The sequence below is a fragment of the Bacillus sp. Root131 genome (assembly GCF_001429475.1).
In the GTDB taxonomy this organism is placed as follows: domain Bacteria; phylum Bacillota; class Bacilli; order Bacillales; family Bacillaceae_G; genus Bacillus_A; species Bacillus_A thuringiensis_S.
Map to the genome: position 1 here is coordinate 327,092 of NZ_LMJQ01000023.1, position 22,679 is coordinate 349,770.

Here is a 22,679-nt window from a genome sequence, read left to right on the forward strand (position 1 = left end):
GTCTTAAAATATCGCATAAAACATAACTTTTTATAAAATATCGCACTTTTTGCGACTTATTTTAAATTATCACATGAAACTGACTATTGTAACGAAGAGTCTAAATATTTTTATAGAAACAGAGTGTACAAATAAAAAGTCTTATGTTATAATAAATTTATGTTAGAGAAAAAGTCAGCTACAGATATATGGGTTAAAGGCTGATAGGGTTACATATTTTAAACAAGATAGGAGTATAAGACTATGATTTTAGTAAAAGAAGTACTTAAAGGTGATAAACGAGGGTATGCAAAAAGAGAAGTAGAAAAAGTAATTGTACATAGTAACCTAAACGGAGTTGTATATGAGTTTAGTCAAAAAGATTCATTTGAAGAGTGGTCAAACAAGCTAGGATTTAAGTTAGACCATACATATGCAACCGGTTCAAGTTTAGTTGAGGTTAAAAACCGTAAAGTATTAAACTATGAAGTACCTCATACATTGAAAGAAGTATTTGTAACTGATAAAGAAGAAATACCAACTGATGTTACAAGAATGGTAGGTTTAGTATGTGGTGATGTTGTATTTTGTTACGTTCATACAGAAGGAAACGAAACAACAATTTATCGTCCAAAACCACAAAGTGAATGTTATGAAATGTTACCACAACCAGTTCAGGATTTGATTGTTGAACATGGTATTCGTACAATCGACTTTATATAGTATTAAGGGGTAGGGTAAAACCTACTCTTTTTATTTTATCTATATTTGACAAATAAGAAACTATATGTTATAATAAGATATAAGTTAATCGAGGGAGTGTTTAGTATGGGTTAAGGTATAAAAGTGGAATGGTAGTTCATGCAGAGTATAAAGAAGATGAAAATGGAGTACAAACCTTAGATAAGATTCAGTTGTTCGATAGTATAAATAGTAAGGTGCTTCAAGACGGTTTAACAAAAGAAGAGTTAGAAATTACTCTATTAGATATGTGTTGTAAAATAGAAAACCCTATTGAGAAAGTTATAGATAGTAAAGTTGTATATGAGTTTCCTGTAAAAGAATCAGATGGTTATAAAGTAGTGGCTTACGAGGAAATGTTAGGAGAAGACAAAGGAAAAATAAAGTCAGTTCATGTGTACCAGTATAGTATTAGTAATACGGTAGCAGAACTAGAGTCTATGGAAGAGTTACACAAATGGTTAGAAAGTAAAGGTTTAAAATTATCAAACCCGTATAAAGAAGAAAAGGAAGAGGAAAGAGAATCCGAAGATTTCAGAATGATTTTTTATTTTATCAATCAGTAAGAGAGGTAGCAAATGCTACTTCTTTTTTTTTATTCAGACATACGAGACGTAAAAGTAAACATATACGAAACATCCAAAATTATTTTTAGATAGAAATCGCTCTACAAAAGGCTCCCTAGGGGTAGGTAAAATAGACGTTTGAGAACGTTTGCAAACCCTATATACAAAGGATTTTTGCTATGTTATGATAGGTTCAGAGTTAAGGAAAAGCGGTTGGGTTCGCTATTTACTTAATCTATCATAATGAAACTATAAGGAGTGTTTAGTATGTCAGTAAAATATCAAGAAGGTATGTTAGTTCGTAAGTTTGTAGATTTAGAAGAAGGAACTGTACAATTTCAAATGTTCTTCAATCAGGATTCAGAACCGATGGATTATTTGGAGAATGAGAAAGAATTACAATTGAAACTGAATGAAATGGGTTGTGAGTTAGAGGATGGAGTCGAGAAAGATAAGATTAAAGGAATGGATATCTATACATATAGAGTAAAGAAAATGAAAGGAGGTAACTAATGTGTCAACAAAACCAGTATTAACAAAAGATGCATTTAAAGTTCTTTCAGGTAAACTTGATCAAGGCAATCAATATTTATTTAAAGAATTAAAACATATTTTAATAGATAACTTTGAAGGAATTAATACAAACCAAGCTTCAAGTATTATAAATAGAGCGTACACCCGTAGAGACGGTATATTAGTAAAAGAAGGTAAGTATTGTTCTTTACGTGCAACCGCTAAGGAATCTACTAACGGGTTGGAAGAAGCAAAGTATATCCTAGAAGATGCACTAAAGAAAATAGAAAAGATTCCAACTAGTTCAATAGAAACGATAGAGCAGTTCAATGAATTAATAAAGATAAGAACAAAACTAAATGAATTTATCGGAGAGCATATCATCTAAATCTCATCAAGGGTAGGTCAAACTACCTCTTTTCTTTATACTTTATTTGACAAATTGATAAACTTATGTTATAATAGAAGTAAGTTAAAAGAGAGGTGAAGTGTATGTTAGAATTACAAGTTGTATCTGAAAAGAACACGGAAGATAGGTCTATCAAACAGATAAGAGTATTACATAACGATACCTTAATTTTCTTATGTTCTACCTTACCTACAATTAAACTATTATTAAGCGATTTAGGGGTAGAGCATCCAAACGAAAGTATTTTATCTTTCACCGAAGATTATGTTATTTCAAACATGAAAATTAAATCAGATAAAGAATTTATTGCAGTACCATATACAGAGCATGAGGAAAACACCATGCAAATTGATGTAAGACTGGTTGGTTCTGTAGTAGATGAAAAGGTTATTAAGTTATATGTAGGAAAGCAAGACGACAAAGTATACCTGTACTATCCAAGAGAGGTAGTCGAAGACTGTAAGGGGTTGGGTTCTCTTTCAGACAAGGTAACGTTAGAAGAGTTGTCATTAATTTAAGATAGAAGTGGGGTATAATTATGTGTAGTACAGACAGTTTAAAAGTAGAAGTTGTATATGAAAAGCCTTTTCGTATTACAGATAGAGGTCATAAACAAGAAGTTGAGAATGAGGAACGTAAATTTTTACAAGTTCGTGTTTCTCATAGTGTAGAAGGGGATTTATTAATCACAGACGACCTTCATCAACTAAAAGACTTCTTACATGTTATAGGTGTTCGTATAGGTAGTGTGTATACAGAAATGAATTATGAGACAGACGATACATTATTAGGAATCTTTATCTATAATCCTATTAAACCTGTTATATTCAAAGAATATAAAGTAGGAGGAATAAATAAACTATCAAAAAGTAATACAGAAGTTACAGGGGTATCAGGTAGTGAGTTTATAGCTTGTTATGTAGATAATTCAGATTTAGTAACTACTATTTATAAACCCAAACTAAATACAGAAAATGATAAGGTAGAAATGCGTAAACACTTTATTGACAGACCTGTATCTACACATAGTTTTATTTTATTCAGCAAGGAAAAAGACTATATTTTTGAGGGTAAACCAAGTCATAAATTTGAGTTTATTTGTACAGATGTTGCAGAAGAAGGAGAATTAGAGAACTATAATTCTTCATCTGAAACAGAGGATTTTTTAACGTATATAGTAAAAACTCTTACTCAAAGACGAATTGCTTATAGGTTAACTCAACAAGAGTTAGCAGATAGAGTAGGTTTAAAGCAATCCGCAATTGCTAGATTTGAAGCAAGCGCTCATACTTTTACTTATCCTAGACTGTCAACAGTAGAATTAATTGCAACAGGTTTAGGTATGAACTTGGTATTATTTAAAGAGAACGAAGATGAAGTAGGAGGTAAAGAATGAGACTAGAAGTCGTGTATACCTATAACAGCTTTGAAATCTTTCTAAACATAGCAGGTTTATATACAACTGATGGTGTACTAGTTTACAGTGGATTTTCTCCAAAAGAGGTAGAGAGTCTAATTGAGTTTACAGGTATCAAACTAGTAAGTCCATCTACGATTGTATCAGATAAGCATAATGTAACGAGATTATATGAGTTTGATTATATACTACAACTCAAACAATTTGAATTTAAAGAAGACTTACCAAGTAGCATAAAAGAGTGTAGAGTTTGTAAGAAAACAAGTTAGCAAAGGGGTATTTCCATAAAGAAGGAAACGAACTAACAGTTTATTATCCGAAAACAGGATACAATGAACTATTTTTCGGTAATCCTGAGGGTAAAACAATATTCCATATTAGAGAAGGAGAAGAGTAATGTTAAAACTAGAAACGAATCATATTATAGAAAATGGCGAAGTAAAATTTCATGTGGCACAACTGAAAGATGGAGAGAAAGAACTATTTCAAACAGGAGACTTAACAGTATATCAATCTTTCCTACGTAAATTAGGAATCGAACTAAGAACACCTGTTAAATCAGAAGTAGGTAATATCCTAATCCAAAATACATATCATTTAGACCAAACAATCGCATTAAGACCTTTTACAAATAAAGAAGAAGTACCTTTACGAGCAGAGTACGTTATTACAGTAGTAGACTCCATTGTAACGGAAGGTGCAGTAAGTATAAAAGAAGATATCATTACAATTTGGTATCCAGCATTGGAACTAGGTACAGAAAAATTAAAACGATTAGCATTTGAATTATTCAAAAAGCGCAATTCAGACATTAGTCGTGTTCCTGTATTCTTAATTGATTATATGGTAGACAATCAATACTATAAATCAGAATCGGAGGGTAAGTAAGATGGAACTAAAAATGACATACCGACAACATGATTTTCAGTTTCAGTTTTGTGTAGCAAGCATTCTAGACGGAGATAAAGAATTATTCCGTACAAATAATATGGATGTATTTCGAGATTTACTAAAGAAAACGGAAATCAAAGTAGGTATGATATTTGAAGCTTATGCTGATGATGATTCAGTTGTAAACCGTTACAAGCTAGACAAGAGATTTGAATTTAAGCAATATAAGAGCTTAGACGAAGTACCTCATATGAGAAACGAATGCGTTACTGTTATAAACAAAGAGCATACAATCGGTTATATTTGTGTGAGAGACGAAGTAGCAACTATCTATTATCCTTCTTATGATTTTACAGAAGATGAATTTAAAGCGTTATACACAAAACAATATATGGCAGGAATAGAACCACAAGTATATAAACCAGTATTCGTTATGAATCACATTTTAGGGGTAGGGAGTGAACAAGTATGATTATCGAAGTAGTGTATAAGAGAAGAAAACTAAAAGTAGAGTTGCAAACAGTAGAGGTTAAACAAGAAGGTAAATTACTATTCTCAACAGACAGTGAGAAAGTTTTAAATTACTTTATGGAAGCAATAGGGGTAGAAATCGGTGAACCTCTTCAAGAGTCTATTGAAAATGGTAAGTTCGTTGTTACATACCTAGTTGGAAAGAAACTGGTTACAAAACCAATTCATTCTATTAAAGATGTAACAAAACCATACTCAAAATGTATTGTAGGGGTAAGAGATTGGAAAACGGAAGGTTTCTTAGTTCAAGAGGATAATGGTGTAACTTTATATCATTACGCAGAAGACATGAAAGATGAAGTATTAGACAGTATTAGTTATGTATTAATTGAATCAAACAGAGAGTTCCAACTAGAAGAGTATCCAATCTTTTCAGTAAGTGAACTAAACGGAGAGTTATCAGCATAAGAGAGGGGTATTACAAATGGAATTAAAAGGTTTAGTCGTTGAAACATATTATACACAAAGAGATTTAGAATACACATTACAAGGGGCTATGGTGTACTATGAAGGTAAATTAGTGTATCACTGTACAGATATACAAACCTTCCGTAAATTCTTATCCATATTTAATTTAGAATTATATAGTCCTACTAAATCAGAAACTACAAGTGAAGGTGTTACAAACACGTATAAAACATATAAAGAATTCAAACTAGAACCTTACACATCTATGCATGAACTACCTGATGAGTTAATGATGGTAGAAGTTGTATTAAACGGTTCATTATATGTAGGCTATGTTGAAGCGGATAAAAATAACATTACATTATATTATCCAAACTTTGAAGAAGATAAAAATCTACACAAAATGACACATGAACTATCTAAGTATCGTAAAACAATGTCGTCTAATTTAATCTTTCATATTAATTAATAATGGGGTATAGGCAATTCGTTATAAACGGGTTGTCTTTTCTTATAACTATATTTGACAAATAAGAAACTTAATGGTATAATATAAGCATGTTAAAGATAAGGGAGAGGTAATAATGAAAATCACATTAAACTATAATCGAACAATCAAAGGTATGGAGTTAGTAGGAGGTCGAGTAACACATCAAGACGAGTTACTATTCTTTACAAACCATAAACCTGTATTAGATAAGTTTTTAGAAGTAGCTGATATTGCAGTATCAGGTGTACCAACTGTAGAAGTACAAGGTGATGTAGTATCACTTACAACATCATTAGACCGAGAATTCATTTACAAACCATATATGAGTACAGAAAAGTTACCATTAGGATTAGAACGGGTAATGGTTCATATTGATAATGTTTCAGTTGAGGGGTATATGGAAGTACAAGGTAAAAACATTATTGTACATCATCCTTCACGAGAATTAGGACAAAAGAAACTAGAAAAATTAGATGAAGAGTTAATGAGTGGAGACCTACTTGGTATGATTCAATTCCACATTCCATCATTAGTAAACGCATAATAAGAATAGAACAACTAGCTATAAACTAGTTGCTTTTCTATATGTACGAATAAAACTTAATTTGACAAATAGAGAGTTTTATGTTACAATATAGGTATGTTAAAGATGAGGGAGAGATAAACGTGATTATTCAAATGAACTATGAACTGGTAGATAGTGAGTTAAAACTTAAAGGTGGTAAAGTAACTGATAATAAAGAAAATGTATTCTTTTCAGCGAGTAGCAAATACGCAATGAGAAAGTTTTTAGAACTAACAGGTATTGAGTTAAAAGGAAGACAAACTTTAGGTACAGTAGGAGAAACATATTATACTTCTACTATGTTAGACCGTGAGTTTGTATTTAAACCCTATAAAGATGTTGATGAATTAAATGTAACATTAGAGTTAGAGCGTGTAATTACCTATGTAGACGGTATTTTAGTGGATGGCTTCTTAGAAGTACAAGGTAAAACATTAATTATCCACCATATCTCAAAGGAAGTAGGAACAGACTATTTAGAGGAACAAAGAGATATCTTACTAAGTAGAGACTTAGGAAGAATGTTACACTTCCATGTACCGAATGAAACTAAATAAATCAAGTAAGGAGAGAAAGCAAATGAAAATGTCAATTAAGTATGAACTAAAAGGTTTACAGTTTAAACTAATGAATGGTATTATTCAAGACATATCTGATATACTGTTTCATGCCAATAGTGAAGAAACACTAAAACACTTCTTAGATGTGTTAGAGGTAGAACTAAGTGGCGTACACGGTGCAGAGGTTTTAGGAGAAACACTTTATATTAGTGTAGATTTTGATTTTGAATTTACATACAAACCATTTACAAGTGTAGACGAAGTACCACAAGGTTTGGAACAAGTTGTTACTTATGTAGATGAAAATACGCTATATGGTTATATGGAAGTACAAGGTAAAAACATTATTGTACATCATTATGCATGGGATTTAGGAGAAGATAAACTAGAAGAGTTAAGCACAAAGTTAATTCACGAAGACTTGACAGATAAAGTATTCTTCCACATTCCAAAGCCAAACAGAGTACAATACAATATTCCAATCATCACTGAGTAATAGACTTACAAATAAATAAAAAAAAGGGGGGGGTATACACATGAAAGTAGAATTAAAGTACAGACTAAGAGGATTCAATTTAAAACTATTATCAGGTGTTGTGTCAGAAGAAGATGAAGTTGTGTTTGTTTCACCGCTACCTGAGTTAATGGAGAAATTTCTAACAGTAACAGGTATTGAACTACATACAGTAGATAATACTTCTACAATTTCAAACATAGTTACGATAGAGTCTAATGTAGACTACAATCTAGTATATAAAACATTTAACAAAGAAGACGAATTAGATAATGAGTTAATACAAATTATCACAAAAGTAAACGGATTTAACGTAGAAGGCTGGTTAGGGGTATATGATAAAACGATTGTTGTATATCATTTATCACAAGAATTAAGCGATGAAACATTAAAGTCATTAGAAAAAGAGTTTCTAAGTAGTAACATATTAGTAGATACATTAGCTTTCCAAATCCCAGTAATTAACGGATAAAGGGGTAGTCAAGCAACTGGTCAATAGACTAGTTGCTTTTCTTATATCTATATTTGACAAATACAGAACTTTATGGTATAATATAAGTATAGTAAACGTTAAGGGGAGATAGTTATGTTGGGAACAAACAAAGGGTATGATTATATTAGTCAAGTAAGTGAAGCAGTAAACAAGATTGAAGAGTATATTATTAAAGGTAGTGGCGAAAGACTAGTCGAAGCAATGAAGAAACGACAAGCAATCTTTGAATCGAAAGAATTATCGACTTTACGTAAGTTGAGACAAATTACATCATGGAGAGATTATGATTTAACAGAATACAGTTATGGTCAAAAAGACCTATTAGAATTACATAAACTAGCACTAAAACATACAATCTATTTAATAAACAGCATTTTGAAGTTTGAAGAAGTTACTAAAAACGGAAGTAACTTAGATTATTCTCGTACAGTTGATGGTTTTCGAGCAGATATGCGAATTAATGAGAAAGGATTCATATTATCTATTCGAAACGGTGAGAAAACTATATTAAACACAATAGTAGGAAGTTCAGAACTTATTCATGCAAGAGGTTGGTATGAAACAACGAAAGAAGTAAGAGAAAATGTAGACTTTGGTCTTTGGATTGAGAACTTTGGAACTTCTTCTGATATGTTTGAATCGGTATATAAAGTAAACCCAAACAATATTGAACCAATTAAAGCAAGAATTCGGAAAGAGTTTGTAGCTAACGGTTTAATGACACAAGTACGAGCAGGTGGAGGTTGGACTGTAGGAAATCAACATATTTGTAAATCTTCAAGTGCAACTCATGATGATATCATTTGCATCCACACAATGTATTATGGTTTACATTATTCAGAGATTCAACTTGCATTGGATATCGTAAACGCAGTTATTAAAGAAGAAGGTTATTCTACTAAATTTGAGAGATAAGGAGAACTACGATGGAAAACAAAGAAGTCAGATTTGCAAACGAAGAATTTGCTAAGGTAGCTTTTGTATTTGGAGCATTACAACATAAATTAAATCCAGACAAACTATCTGTAACTTGGGATGATATTGTAGTAGAGGTGGAAAACATCGTGTCTGATTGGTATGCTGAAAAAGAGGTAAGAACGCTTAATGGTGAATCTATATCTTGGGGTAATGTAGTAGAGGTAGAAAACATTTTGTCCGATGGGTATACTGAAAAAGATGTAAGAACGTTTAATGGTGAGTTAGTATCTATCATGTCATATGCACAACGAGTAATTTTAGAAAAGTTCTGTAACTGAGAGGGGTAAGTAATTATGTGTAACGAAACAAAAGAGATTACAAAAGAAGACACAATAAAAATGCTGGAAGAAGCGAAAAATCTTCCAGTAGCAACTTTAAAGGATATTCCTTATATACCATCAGGTATCTCAACTGAAAAGCTAGAAGAGTATTTAAAAGATTTTGCAAAACCAACTGGAACATGTTGGGTGTGTAAGAAATCACTATATTTAGAATGGGGTCTTCAACACGGTATTGCATTTTGTACAAACTGTGGAATGCAAGTAACGAAATATCATTATTTCGATAATGATAAAGGAAAACGAGTATTGGTAGATGTTGCGTTACAAATTCATCCTAAACACTGTTCAGTAGAAGAAAATAACGAATAGGGGTAGATATTATGTTATTCATTACAACGGTACAAGCAAAACAGTCAGACATTAAAACAAGTTATGTGTATGATACAAGTGATAACTTAGTTTTAGATGGGGCAGAGTCACATACATTTTTAGCTTGGTGTGATTTAATGGGAGTAGACTCCTGTATATCAGAAACAAAACAAACATTACAAGCTATTACTATTACAAATAGAGTTGTTAATCGTGATATTGTTGTACAAGAGTTTGAGGAATTAGACGAAGTACCAAAAGATGTAAAGTATCTAAGAGCAGAGACGGTTGTAGAAACAGCTAACGATACAAAATGTCAAGATATTTTATGTTTTGTTCATGTAGGAGAAGAACGAACAACAATTTATAAACCTGTTTATGAGTCAAAATATCATGCACATCCAAGAACGTTATTAAGTAAAGAAGACTACAATGAAAAAGTAGCACCAATTATTCTACAAGTAAATAAAGGGGTAAAGTAAATGATTAGAATAAACCGTATTGTAGCAGAAAACTCTGAGGAAGAACTATTTTACGTATATGATGAAGTAGGGAAACTTTTATTAGATGGTGCAGACAAACTAGTATTCGAAGAATGGTCTGAATTCGTAGGGGTAGAACTTCCAAAAGAATTTGTACTTCATAGAATTGGAGAAATTCAAATTACTGTATTTGAATCAGACAGAGAAATTGAAATAGAAGAATACATGGATGCAAACAAACTATTTAAAAATGTAAAACCAATTTTAACATATGTAACTAACAGCGAAAGAAATCCGAACATGCGAGTATTAGGTTTTGTTAAGGTAGGAGAACATAAAACAACAATGTATAAACCAGCAAAAGAGTCACAGTATTTTGACCACCCTAGAAAATATATGAATAAGGAGGCATACGATAAGTTACCGCAAATCTATTTATTTATGTAAGACTGGTATGAAGCATATAAAATAAAGCGTACAAAGGGGTAATCTTATGATTAAAGTATATAAAGTAACAGCAAAAGACTCCAATATTGTTACCTTGTTTGTATATGATGGTAATAAAAACTTATTAATGGATTCACCAGACGTAGAAGTATTAGATGATTTCTTAGATTTATTAAACTTAGGTTTATCTGATTCACCTCAAATTACTGATTTAGAAACAATATCTATAGAGAAATATTCATTAGAAGTAAGCATTAAAACAAAAGGTTTTATGAAATTAGACGAATTACCTAAGTATGTAAAACAAGTAAAAGGGATTGTAGTAGAGGGAGCAGAAGAACCTTATGCAAGAGTAGAGGTTTTATGCTATGTACATGTAGGTAACCAAGAAATAACATTTTACAAACCGCTTGTACAGTCTGAGTATTTTAATCATCCTTTTAACTTATTAGATGGAAGAGAGTTTGATAATTTACCTCCATTTAAACTATTCCTGTAACATAGATATAAAAGAGCAACTGTATAGTACATATGGTTGCTTTTATTTGCATTTATACACTTATTTGACAAATACAGAACTTTATGGTATAATAGTATTATAAATAAATGAGAAAAGAGGGTTTCTAGTCATGAGCAACTGGTTACATAAGGCAAAACTAAACTTATTCAGCAAGAGTGTAGAAAAGCGTAATTTTTCAAAGGCAAAGCAAGAGTGGGTATATTATGGAATGGTAGACAATAAGTTTTGTGGAGCAAACTGTCATTTATGTTGTCATGAGAGAATCCGTTATGAGTTTACAATTATTAATCGTTTAAACAAACAAGCAATGGTAGTAGGTTCTGAATGTATCAAGAAATTTACAGAAGGGTTTACAGAAACATTCTATGATACAAAAGGACAAGTGGTTACAGAGAAGCGTTTAACAGAAGATAAGAACGAGTATCTAAAACGATTCTTAAACCGTGAATTAGATGAGAAAATCGTACCACAAAATAATAACTTCTATAATAGTATCGTAAAACAAATTAAAGAAGATGGAAAACTGTCTCCTTTACAAATTAGATATTTAAAGGGCTTTTATAACTCCTTAAACGAAACAGGTCAACAAGCATTTAAGATGGTGGTAAAGGTTAATATCAAAACCAATAAGCAAAAGGAACAAATGAATCAATTTAATTGGTATGACTTACAATTTATTGGTCAGTTTATGTCTTCACAACAAAGAGACCGCTATAATATTACATTAAAAGAATAAAGGGGTAGATAAGATGGGGAAATACGTTGTAGACCAAAAGGTAGTTGCTTACACATTACTAGGATTAGCACCATGTAGAGTTACAAGAGTAGGTTGGATTTTCATAGGGGTACAGGAAGAGGAAACAGGACATTATTATTCCGTAACGAAAAAGAAACTAACACCTATAGAGGAAGAGGAACATTACCTTGTAGAAGAGAGTATTGATGAAGAAGGGGTATTTGACATCGGTAGGTTGTTTGCTAAAATTACAGCAGAAGACATGGATGTTGCAAAGAAATCATTTGAAGAGAATGAAGACTTCCCTAAATATGAAGATTTCCATAAACCTTCAGAGGGAAAACTGTATGACGGAGAGTATTACGTAACAATTAAAACAGGTAAAGAATTATTAGAACAATACTTTAATCGAAAAGGAGCAGTAAAGAATGGTTAATCTTAATGTAGGAGTTACAACAGCAAAAGGTGAAGAACTAAAATTAGGTGATGTGTTAAGTGCAGGCGGATTATTAGACACAGTTGTTGTAGTAGACGAAGAAGGTAACTTTCATGCACAAGTAGTAAGTGAACCGTTTATCGCATTTGAATTAGAGTTGTTTATCAGACAAAACATACATGTAGAAGTAACAGACAACATTGTGAAGCGTAGTAAGAAGAAAATCTTTGAAGAGTAGGGGTAGGTAGTATGTTAGTTGTTAAAACAGAGGTTAATGTAAACAAAACAACAAAAGTAGCAAGAGTACTAGACACAAGAGAACGGGTTTTATTTGAAAGTCAGTCAGGAAAAGCATTGGAGAATTTAAAACAATGGTTTGAACTGATGGGTATTGATGGTGAAAACAAACAAATGCCTTATAAATCTACAATAGGAGAAGTACATAAGGATAATTGGGTTCTTAACCATTACATAGAATTAGCATACTTTGATAGCGTAGACAAAGTACCTACAGATTCAAAACCATGTAGAATTCATGCGTCACAGTATAGTACATCAACTATGTCTTCCCTTACAGAAACGATGTGTTTCGTCCATGCAAAAGGTAGTGTTACAAGAGTATATGTACCTTTACAAGATTCAGAGGTATTTCAAGAACTAGCAAATAAAGTAATAAACAGTATAGAAACTATACCTGTTTTACAATTACGTCCAGTAACGGAAGGGTTGGTTAGGTTATGATTTCAATTACAATTGCAAGAAAAGAAGGGGTAGACAAAGAAGTTGTGCTTGTAAAGAATACAACAAACCGAACTCTATTTGGAATGGAATCAGACAATGCAGTAGAAGAGTTAAACGAATGGCTTAGTTTAGTGGGAGTTAACTTTAATTCTATTTTCTTTAGAAGAGAAAACCTATTCGGTGTATTCGTAAAAGATGCTTATGTAGAACACGATGTAAAGCTGTACTTCTATAAGTCTATAAATGCAGACATCATTCCTACAATGAAAGAAGTAATAGTAGAACGAAAAGTAGTAGAAGATGGAAAAGAAGTTGTGAAAAACACCCTTGCTTACATTGGTAACTTTTGTGGGTTAACAAGCATTTATTTACCAAAACTAGATTCAGAAGTATTTGAGTCTTCACATAAAGAAGCATTAGACAAAGAAGGTAAATTACCAGTTTTAAAATTAGGTTTAGAAGACACATCTATTGATGTAGAGTTTGAGCAAAGAGTAAGAGAAAACTATTAAAGGAGAAAAAGCAATGCTTACAATTACAATCGCAGGAGTACCAAACGAAGAACGAAAATCAGTAGTTATTGAAAATAGTGGAGGGGTAGTGTGGAAAGAGGAATCAAACCAAGCATTAGAGAAATGTGAAAAGTGGTGTGAAACAGTAGGTATTCCATTTTCATCTATCAATTTCTCTCATTCAGCTTATTATGGCGTAAACATGATGATTGCTACAGTAAAACATAGTGTAGCAATTAATCTATACGGTGATAATGTAGATTTAGATTTAACAAGTACAGAGAAAATTAAGATAGACCTTGGTTTAGAAGGTGAAAATCAGTATATTATAGGTAACGTCTTAAAAATAGATAACAAAACAATCTTATATGTTCCAATCTATGAATCCGAAATGGCTCAAAAGTTTCTACAAGAAGCAAGAGAATCAAGGGAAGACATAGAAGTATTACCTATCAGTTACATTGAATATGTAACAGCTATTGCAAAGATAACAAGACAAACTTTTCGTTAAGAGAGAGGGGTAGTTATATGCTAAAAGTAAAGATAATTGAAATTGAAAACTCTAAGAAATCTCATGTATATGTACACGATGAGCAAAATAACGTATTAGTAGATGGTACAGACAAGGATTACTTTAGAGATTGGGCAAGATTAGTTGAAGTAAACCTTGATGTTTTCGACTCTAAAACATACGAGTTTGAGACAATAACTATTACAAACTTTGTAGTAGATAAGGCTATCAAGGTAAAAGAGTTTTCAGACAAGAAAGAAGTACCACTAACGGCTAGACCAGTTAAGTTAGCTCTAAAAGGGAATACAATTTCAAAAGTAGTAGGATATGTAGATGTTAAAGAAAAAGCAACTGATATTTACAAACCAAAACAAGGTACAAGTGAATTCGTAACACCAATAGAGTTTACAATAAACGACAATATTCAATTAGAAGATACATTCATTTACCTATAAACAATACAAAGAGAAAAAGCAACTATATTTTTATATGGTTGCTTTTTCTTATTTATTGGAAAGTATGTAAATTTAAGTAGTAAACTAGTAGTTATTTAAAATACATATTTGACAAATAAAGAACTTTATGTTATAATAAGTATATAAGTTAAGGGAGGTTACAATCATGAATTTAACAATGGAGAGAACAGAAAAGAATTTTGTGATAGTAAGAGGTGAAGACTTAGAGTTATACTACTATGAAGCATATGAACAAGGGTCTTGTGCATTAAAACGTTCTTTTGGTACTGTAAACGGTTATAAATTTAGTACATTCGAAAGCCTTACTGGGAAACCATATTGGAAGAAAAATGGTCGAGGTCGAATGAAGAACCAAAAGGAAGTAGAAGCTAAACTAGTAGAAGCAGATTCTTTCTTAGTAAACGAACATGATTGTTATTTCTATAAAAGATAGACGGATAGCAAGTGGCATATAAACAGAAAAGGTTAATAATTAAAGAAAAGAGGGGTAGTTATGCACGAGGAATTAAAGGCAATTAGAGAAAGTCTAAATTTAGAATTAATAAGAGAAGAGAAACACCAATTAGTAACAGTAAAAGGTAAAGGGGTATCAGCTTCTTATTATGAAGTAAATAAACCGGGTTCTAAGTTAATTAAACGTTGTTTTGCTGAGATTGATGGTTATAATTTCGGAACTACAGGTGACAGTGGTGAAAGACCATACTGGAAGAAAAACGGTAGAGGTCGTATGAAAAACGATGGTGAAGTTTGGGATAAACTATATTCATTAGATGACTATATTTTAAATGAATGTGGGTATCATTTGTGGTAAGTTAAACGGAATCATAATAGAAAATATCATTTATCTATCATAAAAGAAGGGTTGAGTATAAAATGGCAACAGATTACATTAAACAAGTAGAAGAAGTTGGAGAAACGGTTAATTCATCATATGGGAAAGGAGAGGTTAAGAAATTAATCTCTTATATGACAGGAAGAGACTTGATTGCAAATGATGAGGAACTAAATTTATACGCAAAGTTGAAGATGCTAACTTCACAAAGAGCCTATGAAATTGATAAAAATCAACTGAACACGGATGAAGAAGTAATGTCTAATCGCATTGCATTGAACCACACTGTATTTTTAATCAATTCTTTATTAAACTATAACTTGGATTCAGGGACTTCAAAGAAAGCAAAATACAAGCGTACCTTAGAAGGAATGAATATTGAGGTAGACATTAATTCGTCAGGGTTGCACTTAATTGTACGTCAGCACGGGAAAGTTGAGTTAGATAGACGTATAGGTGGGCGAGACATACATACGTATGTGGATTGGTTAAAAGTAAGAGAAGACGTCCATACATTAGATACAGGGTTATTGCAATTAATAGACTCTACGCTAGGGGTAGTATTCGAATGTCGAGTAGAAGTAGACAAAGAAGACTATAATGAACTGGTAGATAAAATTGAAATGGAGTTTCACAATGATGGTTTAGAAACATTTGAAATCATTGGAGACCCAAATAACTTCTTCCCAAAACAAGAAGGTAAAGAGTTATTACGTTTATCAAATGTGTATTATAATCATAATATCCTAGACTACAAACAAGCAATTGCCATTGTAAATGATGCTTTAAAAGAGCAGGGGTATCCAAAATGAAACAGATAGTTAGGGAAGATATATTAGATTTTCAGTTGGGTAAACTACCTTGGAATAAAATGTTTGAGAATGAAAGTGAATTAATCCATGCTCTAACCCTTGTAAACTATGAAGATTACAAGGGAAGGGGTTATGAGAATCCAAAACTAGTAAAGGATTTCCAAAGTAGACTTGCTTGTGGTTTACCTTTATCCGTATCACAAGTATTACAACTAAAAAGAATTGCAAAAGACATCTATACGTATGTAAGTAAGGAGTGTGTAGGATGAAACAGCTAGTAGGAGAAAACTGGAACAACTATTATTTCGGTAAACTACCTTGGGATAAAATGTTTGATAGTGAACAAGAATTACTTCTTTGTTTAGCTAATATAGACTTAGAGGTATTTAAACAAAAAGGTTGTAAAGGTTGGAAGTATGTAGAAGGGTTTCAGAAGAGACTAGCTAGTGGGCAAGGTTTAACAAATCCACAAATCACACAAACGAAGAGAATCGCAAAAGAGATATACAAATATTATAACAACATGTAAGGAGGATAAACATGTCACGTTATGCTAGAGACAGATTTAGTAATTTAAAAGTTATTAGTATCAATGAAAAAGAAGGAACATTTGTAGCAGAAGACCTGTCATTAGGTATCAGATATTCTAACTTAAAGATTAAAGACTATTTCTTTTACGATTTTGAGTAACAAGGGGTAGGAAAGTAGATGAAGGAAAGAAGGTTGTAAGGAATGGATAAAGACTTAAAGTATGTATTAAGTCGCCAGTATTACCAAAACAATGAGTATAATGGAGGTCATCAGTATAGTTTAGATTTATTAGGTGACAAACCATTCGAAGAAGTCGTAAGAGAAACAGAAGAGGATTTAAGAAAAACGAGTGAATTAACAATTATAAACACAGCTTTAGTTGGTCATTATTGTAGAATATGGGTAGAAGACCGAAGAACAGAAGGTAAAACTTTAGTTATCGAGTTAAATGTTATTTATGAACGTGATTTAGCTAGATTAATGCGCTAAAAGAGGGGTAATCAAATGAAGTATGTAAACTTAGATGAACAATTTCATAGTTTTCTAACTTGGGATAAGATGTTTGATAGTGAAGAAGAGTTAGTCAAACTAGCAAAGAAGGTAGACATCAAGAAGTACCGTGCTAGAAGTTGCGCTTTTGCTAGTAAACTTGTTTCTATTCAAGTTGTGTTGCAGAAAAGGAAAGAGTTAACAGAGAAAGAAATGAAAGAGTTACAAAATATCGCAGGAGAAATTTACAAGTATTCCAATATTGAAGGGGTTAGTTACTAGTAACGTAGTACTATAATTTGTAAACTAATACAAACTGGTCTTTTGGGTTGAAGTCCAGTAGGAGGGTTAAGGCGATAGCCGACCCTCAATTCTTACAAAACGAGAAAGGGGTAAATCACTATGAAAATTCGTATTACAGGTATAACGAGTCCACAATTCAATAAACACCGTAGTAAATTTATGGTACATGGGGAAGATAGTTCTATAATAGCTGAATTTTCAAAGTATGAACAGTTAAAAAGATGGGCTGAGTTAGTAGGCGTAAAACTAGGTATGCCAAGAGCAGATTATTTTGAAGGCTTGCAGGTAATGGAGTATAGAACGGAACAAATTTTTCATACGTATGAGTTTTTCAGATTGAGAGATATACCTTTACATGCTGAATCTTGTCAAGGGGTATCATATGGAAATCTCGTTACGTGTTATGTACATGTAATCGGAAATGTCACAACGATTTATAGACCTAACCCTCTTCATAAGGACGTTTTTCTACCTTTAGAGGTGGCGAATCATATTAAGTTCATTGAAGAGAATGGAACGTTTAATAAATATAAACAAGTCTATGAGAAAGAAAACGAAATGTCATATTTCAAGGACTTGTATGATTTGTATTAGAACTGTAAATTAAACTATACAAACGGAGGTAGAGTTATGCAAGGAGCGAGAAACATCTATGTAACGGAAGTAGAAAAGGTAGACCCAAGATTCCCTCGTAGTAAATTCGTTGTTCATTACATGGGTTCAACTTTTCAAATGAATGCGTTTGATACAAGAACTCAATTAGACGCATGGTCTAAACTAATGGGAATTACATTAGTACATATAGACACGAATTCATCAGGTGTTACAACATATCGAATAGACCAAGTAATCCGAGAAGTATTGTTTTGGTATCCACAAGAATTACCACAAGGAGTAAAGAGACATAAAGGTCTATCAAACGGTAGTATTGTAGATTGTTACGTATATGTTCAGCAAGGGGTAACGACAGTATTTCGTCCAAACCCGAATGCAAAAGAAGTATACAAGCCTTTACCAATAGAAGAACATATTGCATTTAACAAGGACAATACAAAATTTAGAGTCTAATACGGGTAGTCGATACTAAACTGGAGGTTTATCATGTATAACGGAGTAATGGAAGAAATTTATTTAACTGAGACGAGCGAAATTAACGAGAGACATAGAAGTAGGTATATTGTAAGATTTGTATCTCAAAATTATTATTTAGCTGAGTTTGATACACGAGAACAATTGAGTGCATGGTGTAAACTGATGGGAGTTTCTATGATGGAATTACCTAAAAACACAGCAATGTTCCCTGACACGGTTAAAGTTTATGAACTAAGTAAGTCAGTTCAACAGTTCTCCTTTGGAGACCTAAGTCAAATACCTCAAGGTGCAATAAAACATAAAGGAATGAGTAATGGCTCTATTGTAGACTGTTATGTATACGTAACACCGATAGCCTTTGGTATCTTTAGACCTAATCCAAACTTTAAAAACGTATATGTACCTTTACCGTTAGAAGAACATATGCAGTATATTAGAGACAAGAAGAAATTCTTAATCTAACAAACGAATAAAGACAGAGGTGTTACCTAATAAGGGGTAGTGCTTCTGTCTTTTTGTATGTATAACTAATTTATAAACATATTTGACAAAATAAGAAACTTATGGTATAATATATGTATAAGTTAAAGAGAAGAAAGAAGGGTAAGCAAATGCCAATCGTAACAGTAGTAGAAAGAACAGATATGTCAAGAAAGCAAAACATCGTAGTACACGGTGATAACGGAGTAGACTTATTCTACTTTTCAGATAGAGAGCAGTTAGACAGATGGTGTGACCTAACAGGTACGGAATTAACTATGATTGAAGAGTTTCAAACACCAAGTTACGGGCTTTGCACTCGTTACCAATCAAACCAATTAATCGGATTCAATACATATTATAATACAAAGACAATTCCAAGTGGTTCAGTAAAATGTAAAGGTTTAGTAGGGTATTACGTGGTAGACTGTTATGTAACAAAAGAAAAGAGTGTTACAGTTGTGCATACACCACATCCAAACGTACCACAAGTATTCAAACCATTGGAAATGAAAGCACAAGTAGAATTCTTAGAAGAAAACGGAAGTTTAAACATAGAGAAATAAATCAATCCAAATCGAATAGGGGTAGATAATATGGGTTCTTACAGACCAAGGTCTTCGCAAGAAGTTCTAACACTAGCAAGACAAGAGGGTATAGGTTCTTGTGTAGTAGAAGTAGAGGGTACATATACAGTATACAGTTTAGCAAAGTATGTAGTAGGTAAGTATACAACAAAAGAACAGATAAATAGATTCTTAAAACTGGTAGATGTAAAATTAACACCAGTTATGGAGAAAGAAACGTTAGATGAAGGCAAAGTAACAGTATATAAACCATCTAAAAACTTCAGAATCATCCATATTAACCATGTAGAACAAGTACCAAACGTAGAAATCGTTCACAAAATTAGGGGTATTTCAGAAGAATCGGTTGTAGATGTATATGTAACTGTAGATAGAAACTTAGTAACTCTATACAAGCCAATCTATTTTAAAGTAAACGAAGGATTCAACAGAGTTATGGAGACTGAGGACTTCATTAAAGAGAACGGAACACTAAATTAAATAAATAAGGGGTATGGGGATGCAAACAGACATAATACAATCAGCAGTAACAGTAATAGACTTAGCAAAAATAAAAGGACTAATTGGTTTAGAAGATACATATGTAGTAGAAGTAGAGAAACTAGGGGTAGGAATTTTCAAGGATACCTATTCTATCATGACGAAAGAAAACTACAAACTAGCAAGATATAGAAAGGCAGAACATCTATTTAGATTATTGAGAGAAATAGACTTAGAGTTAGAACCTGTATTAACAGCACAAACAAGGCATCATGGGAAAGTTACAATACTAAAATCACCAAAAGAATTCAAGTTAGAGGTAATAAACTCACCAAAGAAGTTTCCTAAGACTTCTATTAAGAAAGCAAGGGGTATTGTATCAGGTAGGATTGTAGATGTAGCACTAGACGTAAAAGAGAACGAAATAGTGTTATATCAACCAAAATCAATTTGTATAAGAAATGGATTTAACGAAACAGGCGGTGTGTTAGAGTTTTCCAAAGAAAACGGAAGTCTAAACATTATAAAATAAGTAATAACTAGTAAATTAGAAGTGTGTCTGTACATATTTCTAATTTGAGTCGAATTTATAGGTTAAATACACAATAAACTATAAAAGGGGTAAGAAAGTAATGAGTAAACAAGTATCAGAAGTAGGCTGTTGTTGGTGTGATGAAATGAACTTAGTAGAAACAGGAGTCGAAATGTGTCCAAGTTGCGGAAAACAAAGTTGCTTGCATGTATACCGTGAAAATGTAAAAGCAGTATGGTCAGAGAAAGATGAAACATGGGTTGAAGTAGAAGAGTAATATTCTTAAACAAGAATCGGGGTATAGACTATGGATAAACTAGAAAGAGCAGAAGATGTAATTGATTTAGCGAAGGTTACGGAATAGGTTCTTATGTAGTATTGATTGAGAAAACAGAAAACAGGTTTTATAAGTCTCACTGTCATGTAGAAACAGAAAATAGTTCTAATATGGCGATTTATAAAGAGAAGGAACAATTAATGAAATTCCTTAAACTAGTGAATGTTGAATTGACACCATTCTTATCTAGGCAAACAGAATCAGACGGATTAGTAGAAGTATTAAAACCAACAAGGGAGTTTCATATAGAAAAGGTAAGTTCGCCAAAAGAGTATCCGAACGGTAAAAATGTAAAGCAAGCAAGGGGTATTGTAATGGGTTCGTTAGTAGATATGGTTTTAGACGTACAAGAGTCTACTGTAACATTATACAAACCTAAGCCACTTTGTTTTCTTAACGGCTTTAATGCAACAAAACTTGATAGTATACAAACACATAAATTCTTTAAAGAAAACGGTACACTAAAGAAAATGTAGAGGGGTAATAACAATGACAAACGATAAATTACAATCAGCAAAGGATGTTTTAGTACAAGCAGAACGAGAAAATATGCAAACCTATGTAGTAAAGGCAAGCAAAACAGAGAATAATTTCTTCAAAAATCCAATCTTGTTAGTAAGTAAAGATGGAACAAGTGTAGGTAGCTTTTTAAACCAAAACCAACTAGAAAGACTACTATCAACTTTAAGTATTGAACTGATTGAGTATGGTGAAAAAGATACCTTCATGAACGGTTTAACAAAAGTATATCGTACAAGTAAAGAAATCAAACTGAAAACAATTCATAATCCGAACCAAGTTCCAAAAGACAGTAAAGATTCCGAACTATGGCTACTAAGGGGTATTGTAGGTGGTTTTGTCGTAGACATCTATGCAGAAGTAAAAGACAAAGAAGTTACAATTTATAAACCATCTTCTTCATCTAGTCACAACGGATTTAATCTATCATCGAAGAAAGCTGAGCCATTAGACGAGTTTGTAAAGCAAAACGGATATATCAATCGAATGGAATCAAGTTATTATCAACAAACAAGAGCAATTATGCATAATAAACAAGGTAGAAATAAGTTAGAAACGATTATTAACCTGTATAACAAACAAAATGAAACAGTAGGCATATTCCGTAAGAAAGAAGACTTAGAAGCATTTTGTCAGGTTGTAGGTATAGATATTATAGACGAACAAATAGGACGAGATACACAGGGTTATCCATTTGAGAAGTTCGTTTTAAGTCAAGACATTAAGAAAGAAGAAATAGAACAGTCACCAGTAGAGAACGTTGTAGCTACACTAAGAGGGGTAGTAAGAGGTCGTCTAGTAGACGTGTTCTTAGTTCATACCGAAACAGGCTTAGTATTACAAGAACCAAGTGAAACAGCAGATGGTCATGTATTTAATGAAGAATTAAACCCTACAATTCTATTAAACTTCTACGCAATGAAAGGTTCATTGGCATTAAAAGAAGAAAAGTTAAACCGTGTAGGTAACATGGCAAGACTAGGTGATATGTGGCATGAAATCCAAGGTATTAAGAAAACAAATAATGGAGAATCGTATAAGTTATTCGCAAAAGACGAATGGGTAAACGAATCTGACGTTGAAGAGTTCCGCACAAAAGAAGATTTAAACTATTAATAA

General features: G+C 32.3%; 45 protein-coding genes. All 45 read left to right on the top strand.

Annotated features, from left to right (window positions below):
* Positions 1-243: 243 nt before the first annotated feature.
* The 45 genes from ASE54_RS26365 to ASE54_RS26575 all read left to right on the top strand — a co-directional run bounded on the left by ASE54_RS26365 (position 244) and on the right by ASE54_RS26575 (position 22,676).
* Positions 244-702 (top strand): hypothetical protein, encoded by a 459-nt coding sequence (locus tag ASE54_RS26365; protein ID WP_000604585.1) that lies wholly within the window; start codon positions 244-246, stop codon positions 700-702.
* Positions 703-830: 128 nt separating this feature from the next.
* Entirely contained in the window at positions 831-1,286 is a 456-nt protein-coding gene (locus tag ASE54_RS26370; RefSeq protein WP_000260249.1) for a hypothetical protein, read from the top strand.
* Positions 1,287-1,553: 267 nt separating this feature from the next.
* Entirely contained in the window at positions 1,554-1,799 is a 246-nt protein-coding gene (locus ASE54_RS26375) for a hypothetical protein (protein WP_000114348.1), read from the top strand.
* Position 1,800: 1 nt separating this feature from the next.
* Positions 1,801-2,187 (top strand): hypothetical protein, encoded by a 387-nt coding sequence (locus ASE54_RS26380; RefSeq protein WP_000105161.1) that lies wholly within the window; start codon positions 1,801-1,803, stop codon positions 2,185-2,187.
* Between the two features lie 104 nt (positions 2,188-2,291).
* Positions 2,292-2,726 (top strand): hypothetical protein, encoded by a 435-nt coding sequence (locus tag ASE54_RS26385; RefSeq protein ID WP_000891734.1) that lies wholly within the window; start codon positions 2,292-2,294, stop codon positions 2,724-2,726.
* A 20-nt stretch (positions 2,727-2,746) separates the two neighbouring features.
* Positions 2,747-3,604, top strand: coding sequence for a helix-turn-helix transcriptional regulator (locus ASE54_RS26390; RefSeq protein WP_000337263.1), 858 nt, complete (start codon positions 2,747-2,749; stop codon positions 3,602-3,604).
* Positions 3,601-3,894 carry a hypothetical protein gene (locus ASE54_RS26395; protein ID WP_001235509.1) on the top strand — a complete coding sequence of 98 codons (294 nt, stop codon included), beginning with the start codon at positions 3,601-3,603 and terminating at the stop codon, positions 3,892-3,894. The genes ASE54_RS26390 and ASE54_RS26395 overlap by 4 nt, the downstream gene beginning before the upstream one ends.
* A gap of 127 nt (positions 3,895-4,021) precedes the next feature.
* Positions 4,022-4,513, top strand: coding sequence for a hypothetical protein (locus ASE54_RS26400; protein WP_000915516.1), 492 nt, complete (start codon positions 4,022-4,024; stop codon positions 4,511-4,513).
* 1 nt (position 4,514) lies between these two features.
* Positions 4,515-4,988 carry a hypothetical protein gene (locus tag ASE54_RS26405; RefSeq protein ID WP_000421083.1) on the top strand — a complete coding sequence of 158 codons (474 nt, stop codon included), beginning with the start codon at positions 4,515-4,517 and terminating at the stop codon, positions 4,986-4,988.
* Positions 4,985-5,455, top strand: a complete 471-nt coding sequence (locus ASE54_RS26410) for a hypothetical protein (RefSeq protein WP_000583123.1) — start codon at positions 4,985-4,987, stop codon at positions 5,453-5,455. The genes ASE54_RS26405 and ASE54_RS26410 overlap by 4 nt, the downstream gene beginning before the upstream one ends.
* A 16-nt stretch (positions 5,456-5,471) precedes the next feature.
* Positions 5,472-5,924, top strand: a complete 453-nt coding sequence (locus ASE54_RS26415; protein ID WP_000420686.1) for a hypothetical protein — start codon at positions 5,472-5,474, stop codon at positions 5,922-5,924.
* A gap of 115 nt (positions 5,925-6,039) precedes the next feature.
* The gene (locus tag ASE54_RS26420; protein ID WP_000705176.1) at positions 6,040-6,489 is read left to right on the top strand and encodes a hypothetical protein; all 450 of its coding nucleotides are present in this window, start codon (positions 6,040-6,042) and stop codon (positions 6,487-6,489) included.
* 122 nt (positions 6,490-6,611) lie between these two features.
* Positions 6,612-7,067, top strand: coding sequence for a hypothetical protein (locus ASE54_RS26425; protein ID WP_000586660.1), 456 nt, complete (start codon positions 6,612-6,614; stop codon positions 7,065-7,067).
* 22 nt (positions 7,068-7,089) lie between these two features.
* Positions 7,090-7,566: a hypothetical protein gene (locus tag ASE54_RS26430; protein WP_000784072.1), complete on the top strand. Its 477-nt coding sequence runs from the start codon at positions 7,090-7,092 to the stop codon at positions 7,564-7,566.
* 40 nt (positions 7,567-7,606) lie between these two features.
* On the top strand, positions 7,607-8,056 hold the full coding sequence (locus ASE54_RS26435) for a hypothetical protein (protein ID WP_000861938.1): 450 nt from the start codon (positions 7,607-7,609) through the stop codon (positions 8,054-8,056).
* A gap of 114 nt (positions 8,057-8,170) precedes the next feature.
* The gene (locus tag ASE54_RS26440; protein ID WP_000901793.1) at positions 8,171-8,992 is read left to right on the top strand and encodes a hypothetical protein; all 822 of its coding nucleotides are present in this window, start codon (positions 8,171-8,173) and stop codon (positions 8,990-8,992) included.
* An 11-nt stretch (positions 8,993-9,003) separates the two neighbouring features.
* Positions 9,004-9,333 (top strand): hypothetical protein, encoded by a 330-nt coding sequence (locus ASE54_RS26445; protein WP_000428149.1) that lies wholly within the window; start codon positions 9,004-9,006, stop codon positions 9,331-9,333.
* A 15-nt stretch (positions 9,334-9,348) separates the two neighbouring features.
* Positions 9,349-9,705: a hypothetical protein gene (locus tag ASE54_RS26450; protein ID WP_000336093.1), complete on the top strand. Its 357-nt coding sequence runs from the start codon at positions 9,349-9,351 to the stop codon at positions 9,703-9,705.
* 11 nt (positions 9,706-9,716) lie between these two features.
* Positions 9,717-10,187, top strand: coding sequence for a hypothetical protein (locus ASE54_RS26455; RefSeq protein ID WP_000897590.1), 471 nt, complete (start codon positions 9,717-9,719; stop codon positions 10,185-10,187).
* A complete protein-coding gene (locus tag ASE54_RS26460) occupies positions 10,188-10,634 on the top strand; it encodes a hypothetical protein (RefSeq protein ID WP_000619349.1) in 447 nt (148 codons plus the stop codon).
* 46 nt (positions 10,635-10,680) lie between these two features.
* Positions 10,681-11,133, top strand: coding sequence for a hypothetical protein (locus tag ASE54_RS26465; RefSeq protein ID WP_000598891.1), 453 nt, complete (start codon positions 10,681-10,683; stop codon positions 11,131-11,133).
* A gap of 130 nt (positions 11,134-11,263) precedes the next feature.
* Positions 11,264-11,890: a hypothetical protein gene (locus tag ASE54_RS26470; RefSeq protein WP_000073509.1), complete on the top strand. Its 627-nt coding sequence runs from the start codon at positions 11,264-11,266 to the stop codon at positions 11,888-11,890.
* Between the two features lie 13 nt (positions 11,891-11,903).
* Positions 11,904-12,326: a hypothetical protein gene (locus tag ASE54_RS26475; protein ID WP_000521735.1), complete on the top strand. Its 423-nt coding sequence runs from the start codon at positions 11,904-11,906 to the stop codon at positions 12,324-12,326.
* Positions 12,319-12,564, top strand: coding sequence for a hypothetical protein (locus ASE54_RS26480; RefSeq protein ID WP_000247734.1), 246 nt, complete (start codon positions 12,319-12,321; stop codon positions 12,562-12,564). The genes ASE54_RS26475 and ASE54_RS26480 overlap by 8 nt, the downstream gene beginning before the upstream one ends.
* Positions 12,565-12,575: 11 nt before the next feature.
* The gene (locus ASE54_RS26485) at positions 12,576-13,067 is read left to right on the top strand and encodes a hypothetical protein (protein ID WP_000962017.1); all 492 of its coding nucleotides are present in this window, start codon (positions 12,576-12,578) and stop codon (positions 13,065-13,067) included.
* Entirely contained in the window at positions 13,064-13,579 is a 516-nt protein-coding gene (locus ASE54_RS26490; RefSeq protein ID WP_000623677.1) for a hypothetical protein, read from the top strand. The genes ASE54_RS26485 and ASE54_RS26490 overlap by 4 nt, the downstream gene beginning before the upstream one ends.
* Before the next feature lie 13 nt (positions 13,580-13,592).
* On the top strand, positions 13,593-14,090 hold the full coding sequence (locus ASE54_RS26495; RefSeq protein WP_000956016.1) for a hypothetical protein: 498 nt from the start codon (positions 13,593-13,595) through the stop codon (positions 14,088-14,090).
* A gap of 17 nt (positions 14,091-14,107) precedes the next feature.
* Positions 14,108-14,545: a hypothetical protein gene (locus ASE54_RS26500; protein ID WP_000921707.1), complete on the top strand. Its 438-nt coding sequence runs from the start codon at positions 14,108-14,110 to the stop codon at positions 14,543-14,545.
* A gap of 166 nt (positions 14,546-14,711) precedes the next feature.
* Entirely contained in the window at positions 14,712-14,999 is a 288-nt protein-coding gene (locus ASE54_RS26505; RefSeq protein WP_001054763.1) for a hypothetical protein, read from the top strand.
* Positions 15,000-15,059: 60 nt separating this feature from the next.
* Positions 15,060-15,377, top strand: a complete 318-nt coding sequence (locus tag ASE54_RS26510) for a hypothetical protein (RefSeq protein WP_000544086.1) — start codon at positions 15,060-15,062, stop codon at positions 15,375-15,377.
* A gap of 62 nt (positions 15,378-15,439) precedes the next feature.
* Positions 15,440-16,210: a hypothetical protein gene (locus ASE54_RS26515; protein WP_000179850.1), complete on the top strand. Its 771-nt coding sequence runs from the start codon at positions 15,440-15,442 to the stop codon at positions 16,208-16,210.
* Complete coding sequence (locus tag ASE54_RS26520; RefSeq protein ID WP_000810060.1) at positions 16,207-16,479, top strand: hypothetical protein; 273 nt, start codon at positions 16,207-16,209, stop codon at positions 16,477-16,479. Before ASE54_RS26515 ends, ASE54_RS26520 begins: the two co-directional genes overlap by 4 nt.
* Positions 16,476-16,739 (top strand): hypothetical protein, encoded by a 264-nt coding sequence (locus tag ASE54_RS26525; RefSeq protein WP_000812006.1) that lies wholly within the window; start codon positions 16,476-16,478, stop codon positions 16,737-16,739. Before ASE54_RS26520 ends, ASE54_RS26525 begins: the two co-directional genes overlap by 4 nt.
* 11 nt (positions 16,740-16,750) lie before the next feature.
* The gene (locus ASE54_RS35995) at positions 16,751-16,900 is read left to right on the top strand and encodes a hypothetical protein (protein WP_153578738.1); all 150 of its coding nucleotides are present in this window, start codon (positions 16,751-16,753) and stop codon (positions 16,898-16,900) included.
* A gap of 42 nt (positions 16,901-16,942) precedes the next feature.
* Positions 16,943-17,230 (top strand): hypothetical protein, encoded by a 288-nt coding sequence (locus ASE54_RS26530; protein WP_000356575.1) that lies wholly within the window; start codon positions 16,943-16,945, stop codon positions 17,228-17,230.
* A 15-nt stretch (positions 17,231-17,245) separates the two neighbouring features.
* Entirely contained in the window at positions 17,246-17,512 is a 267-nt protein-coding gene (locus tag ASE54_RS26535) for a hypothetical protein (protein WP_000878394.1), read from the top strand.
* A 120-nt stretch (positions 17,513-17,632) separates the two neighbouring features.
* Positions 17,633-18,127, top strand: coding sequence for a hypothetical protein (locus ASE54_RS26540; RefSeq protein WP_000702215.1), 495 nt, complete (start codon positions 17,633-17,635; stop codon positions 18,125-18,127).
* Between the two features lie 36 nt (positions 18,128-18,163).
* Positions 18,164-18,601, top strand: coding sequence for a hypothetical protein (locus ASE54_RS26545; protein ID WP_001161121.1), 438 nt, complete (start codon positions 18,164-18,166; stop codon positions 18,599-18,601).
* A gap of 33 nt (positions 18,602-18,634) precedes the next feature.
* Positions 18,635-19,087, top strand: a complete 453-nt coding sequence (locus tag ASE54_RS26550; protein ID WP_000282317.1) for a hypothetical protein — start codon at positions 18,635-18,637, stop codon at positions 19,085-19,087.
* Positions 19,088-19,236: 149 nt separating this feature from the next.
* Positions 19,237-19,671 carry a hypothetical protein gene (locus ASE54_RS26555; protein WP_001123291.1) on the top strand — a complete coding sequence of 145 codons (435 nt, stop codon included), beginning with the start codon at positions 19,237-19,239 and terminating at the stop codon, positions 19,669-19,671.
* A gap of 30 nt (positions 19,672-19,701) precedes the next feature.
* Complete coding sequence (locus ASE54_RS26560; protein ID WP_000536135.1) at positions 19,702-20,172, top strand: hypothetical protein; 471 nt, start codon at positions 19,702-19,704, stop codon at positions 20,170-20,172.
* A 19-nt stretch (positions 20,173-20,191) separates the two neighbouring features.
* Entirely contained in the window at positions 20,192-20,704 is a 513-nt protein-coding gene (locus ASE54_RS26565; RefSeq protein WP_001192562.1) for a hypothetical protein, read from the top strand.
* A gap of 100 nt (positions 20,705-20,804) precedes the next feature.
* Complete coding sequence (locus tag ASE54_RS36570) at positions 20,805-20,981, top strand: hypothetical protein (RefSeq protein ID WP_000043868.1); 177 nt, start codon at positions 20,805-20,807, stop codon at positions 20,979-20,981.
* Between the two features lie 101 nt (positions 20,982-21,082).
* Positions 21,083-21,517, top strand: a complete 435-nt coding sequence (locus tag ASE54_RS26570) for a hypothetical protein (RefSeq protein WP_226790168.1) — start codon at positions 21,083-21,085, stop codon at positions 21,515-21,517.
* Positions 21,518-21,530: 13 nt separating this feature from the next.
* Positions 21,531-22,676 carry a hypothetical protein gene (locus tag ASE54_RS26575; protein WP_000180308.1) on the top strand — a complete coding sequence of 382 codons (1,146 nt, stop codon included), beginning with the start codon at positions 21,531-21,533 and terminating at the stop codon, positions 22,674-22,676.
* Positions 22,677-22,679 lie beyond the last annotated feature (3 nt).